The 11,442-nt window shown below is 47.1% G+C and carries 10 protein-coding genes; all 10 read right to left on the bottom strand.

Annotated features, from left to right (window positions below):
- Positions 1-267: a PAAR domain-containing protein gene (locus USF70_RS10945; protein ID WP_071993586.1), complete on the bottom strand. Its 267-nt coding sequence runs from the start codon at positions 265-267 to the stop codon at positions 1-3.
- A gap of 37 nt (positions 268-304) precedes the next feature.
- A complete protein-coding gene (locus tag USF70_RS10940) occupies positions 305-886 on the bottom strand; it encodes a tetratricopeptide repeat protein (protein ID WP_167818384.1) in 582 nt (193 codons plus the stop codon).
- 78 nt (positions 887-964) lie between these two features.
- Positions 965-1,612, bottom strand: a complete 648-nt coding sequence (locus USF70_RS10935) for a DUF2931 family protein (RefSeq protein WP_071993588.1) — start codon at positions 1,610-1,612, stop codon at positions 965-967.
- A gap of 96 nt (positions 1,613-1,708) precedes the next feature.
- Positions 1,709-2,485, bottom strand: a complete 777-nt coding sequence (locus USF70_RS10930; RefSeq protein ID WP_223998005.1) for a DUF2931 family protein — start codon at positions 2,483-2,485, stop codon at positions 1,709-1,711.
- Positions 2,454-3,101 carry a DUF2931 family protein gene (locus tag USF70_RS10925; RefSeq protein WP_033146127.1) on the bottom strand — a complete coding sequence of 216 codons (648 nt, stop codon included), beginning with the start codon at positions 3,099-3,101 and terminating at the stop codon, positions 2,454-2,456. Before USF70_RS10925 ends, USF70_RS10930 begins: the two co-directional genes overlap by 32 nt.
- The gene (locus USF70_RS10920; RefSeq protein WP_033146128.1) at positions 3,098-4,681 is read right to left on the bottom strand and encodes a T6SS phospholipase effector Tle1-like catalytic domain-containing protein; all 1,584 of its coding nucleotides are present in this window, start codon (positions 4,679-4,681) and stop codon (positions 3,098-3,100) included. Before USF70_RS10920 ends, USF70_RS10925 begins: the two co-directional genes overlap by 4 nt.
- Positions 4,678-7,200, bottom strand: a complete 2,523-nt coding sequence (locus USF70_RS10915) for a DUF2345 domain-containing protein (protein WP_214538590.1) — start codon at positions 7,198-7,200, stop codon at positions 4,678-4,680. Before USF70_RS10915 ends, USF70_RS10920 begins: the two co-directional genes overlap by 4 nt.
- Before the next feature lie 291 nt (positions 7,201-7,491).
- A complete protein-coding gene (locus USF70_RS10910) occupies positions 7,492-8,133 on the bottom strand; it encodes a hypothetical protein (protein WP_033146130.1) in 642 nt (213 codons plus the stop codon).
- Positions 8,134-8,158: 25 nt separating this feature from the next.
- Positions 8,159-10,792 carry a type VI secretion system ATPase TssH gene (tssH, locus tag USF70_RS10905; RefSeq protein WP_320735629.1) on the bottom strand — a complete coding sequence of 878 codons (2,634 nt, stop codon included), beginning with the start codon at positions 10,790-10,792 and terminating at the stop codon, positions 8,159-8,161.
- A gap of 158 nt (positions 10,793-10,950) precedes the next feature.
- Entirely contained in the window at positions 10,951-11,442 is a 492-nt protein-coding gene (hcp, locus tag USF70_RS10900) for a type VI secretion system effector Hcp (RefSeq protein WP_023325816.1), read from the bottom strand.

Genomic DNA, 11,442 nt, shown 5'->3' with positions numbered 1-11,442 from the left:
TTATCCTATTACACAATCCGGTGCACTGGAGATCACCTGACAACCGCACTCACAGTGGCAACCATCCACAACCACGGCTTTACCGTCAGAGGTCCATTCAGGCGATCCTTCAATAATGGCATTAATGCCATGCCCCACTATTGGGCAACTGACCTTATCACCCACGAGGGCAACATTTTTTCCATTTACTACCATTGTTGATGAGGCAGAAATGACCTGGCCGCCATGAGTGGTTTTATCACCAATCAATACAAAACCTTTAGACATACGAATCTCCCTTTTTCATTTCCTGATATTCATTTCTTTAAGCAGGTAAAACATTATTTCTAAAAATTAATTTTTTTAACTTATTGCACGCATTAGAATCACCTGCAGAGCAGCTTTTTTGGAATAGTGGGATGGCCTTACTTCTATTTACAGCAATTCCTTTACCATTAAAATACATCGTACCTAAATGATACATGGCTGAAGGCTCGCCTTGATTAACTGCAAGCTCGAGAAAATTTTTGGCTTTATCATAATCCACAGCGACGCCCTCACCATAAAGGTATGCGTAACCTAAATACATCTGAGCTTTAGCGCTGTTGTTTTTCGAAGCCTTCTCATACCAGTAATTGGCCTTTTCGTAACTCTGAGGGGTTTCTTCGCCAGAATAATACATATCGCCTAAATCGACCTGAGCATCCGTGTTTCCGAGTTCAGCAGCAACCTGATAGAGTTCAAATGCTTTTTTCATATCCTTAGGAACACCCATGCCCAAACGATAAACATTAGCCATTGAGTTTGCATCGTCTGCTTTAGTAGTTGATGTTGGGTCTATAGTGATAGTTTCAGAAAAACACAAAGCGGAGATAAAAAACAACATTAATACGTAAAATGGTTTCATAAAAACACCCTTCACAAAAGCATGATAGATCATTAATAGTTAATGATGAACATCATTAACTATTACTATTTACAACGATTACCAATTACCATAAGGGTATGTCTTATCTTTGATAAAATCAGGAGTATCTCCATAGTAAACATACCCATTAGGGTGCCCTGTCACTCCTTTGCACATATCAAGGTTTTTGCCTGAAACAGTCGTTATTTTTGTATCATTCAATGAGATGTCCGAATGGCCATATTGCCTCAACCAGACCCGTACTTTTCCTTCCGGCGCCAATCCTATTAACATCGTTTGTCGATATGCATTCTTCCCAGGCTCTAATACATCAGGATAAGGAGTAATCATTTTATCCCATGTATTTTGAGAGAAAAATAAAGTTGACTGATATGTTTTTTTATCGATGATTGAGTCCCAACAAAATATCATTATCTGTGGCAATCTGTCGGCTTTATTAAACTGGGTGTTCCCCGCAGAATTACGTTCACTCCATTTACCTACACTAATCCCTTGTGGCTGATCGATAGTCCGATATGTCGATGCATAACCATCAACATCCAACAGTTTTAACAATGTAACCTGTGCTGGTAAAGCTTTTGGGGTAGTAAAGGCAAAGTACCATTTGTCCCAGGGCGTTTTAAGACTGTTAGGTTGTTCACTGGCACAGGCACTAACAGAACCCGCAAGTAATAAAAACGAAATTTGTCTGGCTATTGATTTCATTATTTCCCTCACTGCATATTTCAGGCAACGCGCCCCCAACTGAGGTTTAAAAGATTCGCGGATATTTAGCGCACTACCGTCTTTTAAAGATGATCTTCACCATGACCCATAAGGATATTTTTTGTTTTTTATAAACCCTAAGATATCTTCATCATAACCATAACTAAAATCGCTTTTGGTTACCCCTTTACACATATCAAGGTCTTTACCTGAAACGGTCGTTATTTTTGTATCATTTAATGGGATATCTGAATGGCCATATTGTCTCAACCAGACCCGTACTTTTCCTTCCGGTGCTAACCCTATTAACATCGTTTGCCGATATGCATTTTTCCCAGGTTCTAAAACATCAGGGTAAGGGCTAATCATTTTATCCCATGTATCATGCGTAAAAAATAAAGTTGACTGATATGTTTTTTTATCGATGATTGAGTCCCAACAAAATATCATTATCTGTGGCAACCTGTCGGCTTTATTAAACTGGGTGTTCCCCGCAGAGTTACGTTCACTCCATTTACCTACACTGATTCCTTGCGGCTGATCGATAGTCCGATATGTCGATGCATAACCATCAACATCCAACAGTTTTAACAATGTAACCTGTGCTGGTAAAGCTTTCGGTGTAGTAAAGGCAAAGTACCATTTGTCCCACGGGGTTTTAAGACTGCTAGGTTGTTCACTGACACAGGCGTTAGCAAAACCCACAAGTACTAAAACCGAAGTTATTCTGGTGATAGTTTCCATGATTTCCCTCACTGCATATTTCAGACAACCCGCCCCCAACCGAGGCTTGAATGATTCGCGGATATTTAGCGCACTACCATTTTTTAAAGATGTTGGTTCACCATGAGCCATAAGGGTAATGTTTACCATTTATAAATTTCTTTATACCCTCGCTATATTCATATCCATTAGGAAAGTTCGTTTCACCTTTGCACATGTCAAGGTCTTTACCTGAAACAGTCGTTATTTTTGCATCATTTAATGGGATGTCAGAATGACCATATTGTCTCAACCAGACCCGTACTTTTCCTTCCGGTGCTAATCCTATTAACATCGTTTGCCGATATGCATTTTTCCCAGGCTCTAAAACATCTGGGTAAGGGCTAATCATTTTAGCCCATGTATCATGCGTAAAAAATAAAGTTGACTGATATGTTTTTTTATCGATGATTGAGTCCCAACAAAATATCATTATCTGTGGCAATCTGTCGGCTTTATTAAACTGGGTGTTCCCCGCAGAATTACGTTCACTCCATTTACCTACACTGATCCCTTGTGGCTGATCGATTGTCCAATACGTCGATGCATAACCATCAACATCCAACAGTTTTAACAATGTAACCTGTGCTGGTAAAGCTTTTGGTGTAGTAAAAGCGAAATACCACTTATCCCAGGGAGTTTTGAGGCTGTTAGATTTCTCACTAGCACAGGCATTAACAGAGCCTAAGAGAAATAAGATCGAAATTATTCTGCCGATTGATTTCATGATTTACCTCCCTGCATATTCCAGACAGCTCGAAGCCAACCCGGATTTGGACGATTGATATAAAATAACAAATCAGATGATTTCACTGCCCCGTAGATGGTTTTTACTTTATTCCCGTCCAGCCAGACATCTTTTACAACCACAGGATTCCAGTGAGCGGAGCAGTGAATATATTTTCCAATTAATTGTAATTCTGGTGAGATAAAAGGCATCAGCACACCACCATTTCTCATAGCCTTCCCTTGGTCAATTGCTTTTTGACATAAAGCTTCCAGCTCAGGCGGTAAAGAGAAATTCTCATCTTTTGGGAGAATCTCATTAAATAGCCCTCCAGCTTCCTGAGCTGCATCCAGCATCACCCGTAAACTAACTTTGCTCCAGTCATTAGTCACTACCCTCTCAATAGTGACTGCCGCCCCAACACGTTTTTGTGTGATGCCACCACGTTTTTTATCCTCGTTAACAAGATAGTCGTACCAAGTTTCTGTCTTTATTTCACCACTCGGAATGATCGCACTTAACGCTGGCAGACTCTTTAAGTCAGGTATTTCAGCCGCTGAACGCCGGTAGATATCAGTCACTTCAGAAGGAATACTTTCACTGACAGTTTCATTTTGGGGCTGTGTCAGAAAAAGATATTCCTTTTCCTTCGGATTATAGCCACCGCCGATATCGGAATGTGCTCCCGGCAGAGCCAGTTCCGGCCACGATTCCTTAATGCTGTTAAGGCTAAAGTTGTAGCGGCACTCATGCATTGCCGTGATCTGAAAGACTTTCTGTGCAATATCTGGAGGCAGATCCAGCTCAACGCCGGGATTCACACCACTATGAACATCAAATAGATTACTTACTGTACCTACCGCGCACACGGTATCAAATAACCCCAGAAAGCGGGTTTCACCTGCAGGTTTCCCATGCTGATTTCGTCCACCGAGCCCTTTCGTTATGGCCTGCTGTATGGCTTTATCGTTGTTCCTTACACGGTTAACAAAGTGGCGAGCCGCTGCCGCACCGCGACTAAATCCAAAAACATCAAACTGGATTTTCTCAATTGCAAAATTGAGCCCTTGGTTAAGAGCCAGGAATTTCGAAATTTGTTCAGCAATAAGACCTACACCTTCATCAGATTTATCAACTACACCATAAAACCACCCCCCTGTCCCCATACTTATCGAGCTATCGCTATTACCTTTATCGGTACCGATCCCCTGTACATAGACTGCTCGTTGATAAGCTGTTTGTCCCTCAACCACCTCGTCATTTGTGGCGTAAAGTGTATTAAGCCAGTGGATGTTAGAATAATACCCAATATAACTTCCAGCATTATCAATTTTTATTCCCAGTTTTTTAGCACAGGTTTCCGCGTCTTCTGGCTTCATTCCAACATCAAGATGAGAACAGGACTCCAGAATGCGATTCTGGGTATTAAACGCATTATTCCCAGTACCATCAAAAAATATCCCAATAGTAAGGGTGATTCCTGGCACAGGCTTACGCTTACAGATAACTGTTTTCTCTGTGACATTCACATCAGTAAAATGTTCGCACTCACTGGCTTCCCATGCATGATAATCACTCATGCTTCTTCACTCCCTGTAGCTGAATTACCGGTCCCAAGGATCTCAATTTTTAATTTGCCGGGCATTGAGGTATAAATTGGCAGTGTTTTGCCATTATCATCTGAAATTCCATGGAATACCTGCCCGTCGGCTGTCGTCACTTTATATTCAGTGTGAGCGATGATTTTCCCTTCTTCATCAGTCAGAGAGTAAATTCCACCATACCCTTTTGGAAATTCAGGAGCAGGTGTGTTCAGCGAGGCTGCTCCCATTTTCTGAACATTGGCACATTTCAGTAAGATATTACCGGGACAGCCTAACTCAATATTCCCGTTGCTTAACTTGATATAGGCACCACCACAGTTAACGACCAGTTCCGTTGCTGCTGTGATTTTAATTTTGCCTTCGGCGCTCGTTACCGTAATGTCTTTCTTGGCTATGGCCTCCAGCGCATCATCCTGCGCCTGGATTTCGACTTTGCCCTTCGCCGCAAACAGCTTCATACCCGCCTGACGGGCCAGCATACTGATAGCTTCACCTGCCGCCACCGTGAAGCGCTTCATCACACTGATATCTACATTATTTTGCGCGACGATCCCCACGCTGGCACTTCCCGAGGAAACACGTACACCTTCCGGGCTGCTGATGCTAACGCCTTGCGGTGCATTCAATACCATCCCCGGCTGTGCCAGTTCCGTCAGTGCATCCGTCAGCATTTTCTGGCTCTGGATATCCGCCGGATACGCCTGAGCACTTTCTGCCGCATCTGAAAGGCTTCTCGCGATACTTAACGCATTTTCAAGCTGTGCTACAGCCGCTTTCATGGAAAGCATTTTGTCACTAGCGGATGGTTGTTTGTCTGCACTAATGAATACACCGGCTCCGCCACGAACGACCACCCATTTATCGGTGCGTAACTCAGCACCTTCGCCACGAAGTGTGCGAGAAGCGTCTACATTGTGGCCTAAATTGAGTTGGGTTTTGCCGCCATACTCTGTACTAAGTTTGATGTGTTCCTCGCCGCGTTTGTCTTCCATCCGCAGTTTGTTAAGTCCAGCTGTGCGGATAACATTACGTGTGCTGTTAGCTTCAGTCACATGATCAACGTGGCGGGAGTCGTGCATAGCATGGGCAATATAGGGACGATCCGGATCTCCTTCATGGAAGGCAATGGCGACTTCAGTACCCTGGATCAGCGGGAAGTGGAATCCGTATTTGTCCCCACCATAAGGCTTGGCAAAGCGCACTGGCATGCTTTCCATGCCTTGCTTTTTGTCATCACGGTCGGCATCAAACTTCACCCGGTACATGCCGGATGCATCCTGCCAGGCGTAGATGTCGTTATCTTTCGCACTAGTCACGCGCGCCATTAGGGTACCGCTGACCACCGGGCGCTTTTTGGCCGCAGGACGCCAGCAGCGGTTCTCGTAGTACGGCATCGCTACCCATGTCACTTTCAAGGCATTCTTACGGCTGCCGTAGTAGCCAGTGCGGATAATAACAACACCATTCTCCGTTTCACAGGGTAGTGTCGGCGAGATAGCGGTTTCGGTAATGGTAAGAACCTGCGCCGGGCCCAGGGTATGGTCCGTACTGCTGCCGGTCACTGTAGTCTGGGCGGACAAAAAACGTTCATGCTCCAGACGAGCCCAGAAGTTACCGGTTTCGGTTGCAGGGGTAATTTTGTCACCCCGCTCGAGGTGACGCGGACGATAGTGATACACATCACCATAAGTGATACCGTCACCGTCGCCCCGGGTCATGTCTGCCGGGACGGACGTCAGAATATTCTGCGCTTCGCGATGGTTATAGTCGCTGGCGGTGACCGAACGTTCCACCACGTTATTCCAGACGTGGATATCCCATACCGAGTCAACGGCATTGTCATTGGTGCCCGAAGGGCTGTTAAGTGGCAGTTTTTTACCGAATGTCCAGGCGCTCTGCTTATCCGCAAAGTGCACCACTTCAGTCTGGGTATCCGGTTGCAGGGTGAAGAAGTAAAAAATCCCCACCTCAGCCAGCAGACGTTCGATAAACGCGAGGTCACTTTCCTGGTACTGATTTATCTGTTCCCGTTTTGGGTAGGTTTGTTTAAGCGTGAATTCATATTCCCACCCCTTCAAACCATGCTCGCCAAGAATTTGCTCTACCACTTCCGGCACTGATTTGTTGACGAAGAAACGGTGAGTACGAAACTGCTTATCCAGTAAGGATATAAAAGGTTCCAGAATAATTTCATACGTAACCTGATCGCGTGAACCGGCCAAGCGTCGGAAATTTGTCACCACACCATGAACAATTTTACCGACAACAGAATCTAATAGTTTCCCCACCCCCATGCTCAGCGTAGCGGTTTTACTTAACATCATTTCAGCCGTAAGATCCGGATGTGAACTGGTAAAACGAATAGTGTAATGATAGAGAGCACTCATTTGTTCTAAACCATCAAAACGTTCCACATCCAATGGATAAGGGCAGGAAGGAATATCCAGTTTATAGCGATTAAGGATACCCTCTGTCATTTTAAATATATTTTCCATTTCTGTAATTCCTGTCCTGGGTTAGAATGATATTAAATAGAACCAAACTCAACAAATATAATGAATACTATCTATAATGTTCCCATTCATCATAAATGTATTTCAAGGCGAATTTATAAAGTCCATAAGCTATGAGAAAGGCTACTATACTTGCCCCACCTAGAATAAAGCGGTAAGGATTGGCTGAAAAAAAGAAACAGTACAAAGAGTAAATCATACTAATAGTTCCTAGCGTCATCCCGATACTGGCTACGATCCGTGAAACAATCATAAGTATAAAATCTTTTATATTCATAAACCTCCAAAGAAGTATTCGCAGACATTATTAAACTCTTCAGAATTTATCTTTGCAATTTCACAAGCCGTCTCATAAGGCCTAACAATGTCCTCAACAATATAATAAAAAAGATCAAAATCACCCATACTGTTTAATTTCTCATACATTATGGAGTTTCTTTCACGCAAGTACCGTGATGTATAAATAGATCTTGATGCTTCAGCGCCAACTCCCAATACACCACCAGCAACAGAACCAGAAAAAAAGGCACCAACTCCTTGAGATATAATCGCCCTTCCGAGGTTAACCCCCGTAAACTGCGAGAACATCATTTTACCTATAACACTTCCAGATATATTTCTTGAAAAATTTGAAATTTTATGCATGTCTACATGAGAAACAAAATCATCTATAAATGGTTTAATAACCTTATAAATAACCTCATCGTTAAAAGTTACTTTTTTAACCAGTGCTGCTAACCGAAATTTATCATCCTGATTCTCTCTGCGGTGTTCCGTATCTATAAAATCATAGCCAAGATAGGCAAGGCTGATGGGTAAGGAAATAACACCTTTCGCCACAGCACCGATAAACCCAGACCCATCGATATGAATGGCCTCAAGCATATCTTTGGCAATCTCTTTTGCGCTGTCCATAATTGCTACCCTTTAGATAAACCAATTAATCAAACGCCAGCACAATCCCTTCTTCGTCATCCCAGCCCAGCGTCAGGCTGTGTGGCTTCTGCTTCGCGGCCATGTGCGTGAGCAGCTGCTGGCTCAGCACCGGCAGGATTTGCTGGTTCAGCAGGCTGTCGACGTTGCGTGCGCCGGTGTCCGGTAGCAGGCAGGCGGCAGTCAGGGCGTCATACAGGCTCTCATCAATGTGCGTGGTCAGGCCGTAGTGTCGATGCAGGCGCTTGCTAACCTGTGACAGTTTCATTTCCACAATGGTACGCATGGCTGCTTCAGCCAGCGGACGGTAAATGACCGTCTGGAAGCGTGCGAGCAGCGCGGGCTGGAAATGATCGCGCAGGATTGGGCGCAGCAGTTCGTGTAGGTCAGCTTCCGTGGCTTCCGGTTTTTCATCCAGCAACTGCATTAGGTGGTCGCTTCCGAGGTTAGAGGTCATCAGGATGACGGTGTTGCGGAAGTCGATTTCGCGCCCTTCGCCGTCGCGCATAAATCCGCGGTCGAAGACCTGATAGAAGAGGTTCATCACGTCACGGTGCGCTTTTTCCACTTCATCCAGCAGCACCACGCTGTACGGACGCTTGCGCACAGCTTCGGTGAGGATACCGCCCTGGCCGTAACCCACGTAGCCCGGCGGCGAGCCTTTCAGCTGGGAAACCGTGTGCGGTTCCTGGTATTCAGAAAGGTTAATCGTAATGAGTGACTTCTCGCCGCCGTACATGACCTCGGCCAGCGCAAGCGCTGTTTCGGTTTTCCCCACTCCGCTCGGTCCTACCAACAGGAATACGCCCAACGGACCGTTTTCGGACGTAAGGCCTGTTTTTGCCGCACGCAGGCGTCGGGCGATAGCCTCAAGCGCCACATCCTGCCCAACCACACGTTTACCGATTTCATTTTCCAGAGACAGTAGTTCGGTCTGCTCGTCCTTCATCAGTGATGACAACGGCACGCCTGTCCAGTCGGCAATAACGTTGGCAACGGTGCGGACATCCACATCCAGGGAGATCAGCGGGTTGCTGCGCTGCATCTCGTTAAGCTCCTGTTGCAGCCTGTGAGCCTCACGCTGGCGTGATATATCCTGACGGCTTTCGCGTAGCTGCTCGGTGAGTTTCATCTCCTGACCGTACTGGGTTTCCAGTTCGTCGAGTGTCACTATCTGGCGCACCTCTTCCTGCTCAATCTCGCTCAAACGCTCGGCATGACACTGATTGCCAATGGCGATATCTTCCAGTAACGCCTGCTTCTCCATGTCGAGCGCAGCGATACTCGCGCGAAGTCGGGTTAGCTGTTCCGGTACCGTGTCGAGACTCATACGCACGCGAGCGGCAGCGGTGTCCAGCAGATCGACCGCTTTATCAGGAAGCTGACGTCCGGTCAGATAACGACGCGAAAGAGTAACTGCCGCACGAACCGCATCGTCGGTAATATGCACATTATGGTGCTCGGCATAGCGGGATTTCAGACCACGGAGCATCAGGCAGGCGGTGTCATCGTCCGGCTCATCCACTTTTACCATCTGGAAACGGCGCTCCAGAGCGGCGTCGCGCTCGAAGTATTGTTTATATTCGGACCATGTGGTGGCCGCAATAGTACGCAGCTCGCCACGCGCCAGCGCCGGTTTCAGCAGGTTGGCCGCATCTGCACCACCCGCCTGATTGCCCGCGCCGATGATAGTATGCGCTTCATCAATAAATAGCAGGACCGGGAGCGGTGATTGCTGCACCGCATCGATAACGTTTTTCAGCCGCTGTTCGAACTCGCCTTTCACGCCTGCACCGGCCTGCAGCAGGCCCAGGTCAAGGGTACGGAGAGTGACCGTTTTCAGGGATTCAGGCACATTACCCTCGGCAATACGCAGCGCCAGGCCTTCAACCAGTGCGGTTTTCCCCACGCCCGGCTCGCCGACCATAATCGGGTTGTTTTTGCGGCGACGAGAAAGGATGTCCACCATCTGGCGGATTTCTGTGTCGCGGCCAAACACAGGATCGATCTTCCCTTCCTTCGCTTTGGCAGTGACATCGAGGGTGAATTTATCCAGTGCGTTCTGCAGCGCAGGGCTCAGTTCCCCCTCTTTCATTTCCACACCAGCCGGACGCCCGACAAATGCCACCTCACCACCGTGGCTCTGCGCCAGTTCTGCTTCACGCTGCATTTCCAGACGTTCATCCGATTGTGCATCCAGCAAAGGCCGCAGGCGCTCCAGCTGGCTTTGAGCAAGCGTTAACAACGGCCAAAGGCCGTCACAACGTGCCAGTTTTGGTTTTTCCACCAGGGCCATCAGCAGATGGACGCTGCGAATGTGCTCTTCGCTGTTAAGGGAGGCAATCATCCAGGCTTCCTGCATCAGCGTCTGAATGGCATCAGACAGCTGGGGGCGATGGCGCACGGAGCGAGGTTGTCTGTCGAGCCAGCCAAGCAAATCCTGCCAGATGCCATCCATATCCCACTCGTAGCGACGCGCCAGCACCGTCAGGTCGCCTTCCCCCTGCTCCAGCAGCTTCAGCAGCCAGTGCTCCGGCAAAATTTCCGCATGGGCGCGGGTCTGGCAGAGCGACGCCGCGCCTTCCATCGCACGGGCACAGTAAGGGTTCAGACGACGTAACAGGATGGCTGGATTTTCCATGAGATTCTCTCTTTGTCGGTTCCTGGGCACGCTACCGCCCCTCGCTGTTCACCAAAGCGCATAAGGTCAGGCAGGCAGATTGTTTTTTCTTTGCTGAGTGCCCGCATCTCAGGCATTCAGAAAAAAAATGCGGACAGGAAAACCTGCCCGCATCAGGATTACGCCGTGGCGCGTTCGTTCCAGGAGTCGGAATGAATGATGTTGCCGTCTTTGTAGGTCCAGGTGATTTTTTCGTAACGCAGTTCAACGCGTTCAAGGTGGTTGTGCTTCTCTTTAGAAGGATCCTTGATGTCATACATTTCAGGATTCACTTTCACTACCTTCACGTTTTCCAGTTTGGTGTTGAAGTACTCCACTTCCTGGCCCGCGTCGTTGATTTTGTACCACTTGAACTCAGCGGATTTTAGGGTCTGACCCGTGGTCACCGCCTTGTACAGGTACGGGCTGGAGGAATCGATTTCCTTCGTGAACAGGAACGGCGTGTGGATGCGGGTGCCGGTCAGCTTGCCGGTATTGTTGTCGGTCGGGATGTACAGGTTATGCTCCTGTGCAACCACTTCGATGCTGCCTTCACGATCCTGAACGTCAACAGACCCTTTGATGTCCGCGCCGCCGTCGTCCTTCAGCCAAAGATAAACAGGAATTGCCAT

It is taken from the genome of Enterobacter sp. 237C8, from assembly GCF_034106865.1.
In the GTDB taxonomy this organism is placed as follows: domain Bacteria; phylum Pseudomonadota; class Gammaproteobacteria; order Enterobacterales; family Enterobacteriaceae; genus Enterobacter; species Enterobacter asburiae_B.
This window is presented reverse-complemented; position numbering and strand designations above follow the sequence as displayed.

Coding starts and splice junctions, on each gene's coding strand:
- USF70_RS10945 (WP_071993586.1), bottom strand. CDS start 267: ATGTCTAAAGGTTTTGTATTGATTGGTGATAAAACCACTCATGGCGGC.
- USF70_RS10940 (WP_167818384.1), bottom strand. CDS start 886: ATGAAACCATTTTACGTATTAATGTTGTTTTTTATCTCCGCTTTGTGT.
- USF70_RS10935 (WP_071993588.1), bottom strand. CDS start 1,612: ATGAAATCAATAGCCAGACAAATTTCGTTTTTATTACTTGCGGGTTCT.
- USF70_RS10930 (WP_223998005.1), bottom strand. CDS start 2,485: ATGGTAAACATTACCCTTATGGCTCATGGTGAACCAACATCTTTAAAA.
- USF70_RS10925 (WP_033146127.1), bottom strand. CDS start 3,101: ATGAAATCAATCGGCAGAATAATTTCGATCTTATTTCTCTTAGGCTCT.
- USF70_RS10920 (WP_033146128.1), bottom strand. CDS start 4,681: ATGAGTGATTATCATGCATGGGAAGCCAGTGAGTGCGAACATTTTACT.
- USF70_RS10915 (WP_214538590.1), bottom strand. CDS start 7,200: ATGGAAAATATATTTAAAATGACAGAGGGTATCCTTAATCGCTATAAA.
- USF70_RS10910 (WP_033146130.1), bottom strand. CDS start 8,133: ATGGACAGCGCAAAAGAGATTGCCAAAGATATGCTTGAGGCCATTCAT.
- tssH (WP_320735629.1), bottom strand. CDS start 10,792: ATGGAAAATCCAGCCATCCTGTTACGTCGTCTGAACCCTTACTGTGCC.
- hcp (WP_023325816.1), bottom strand. CDS start 11,442: ATGGCAATTCCTGTTTATCTTTGGCTGAAGGACGACGGCGGCGCGGAC.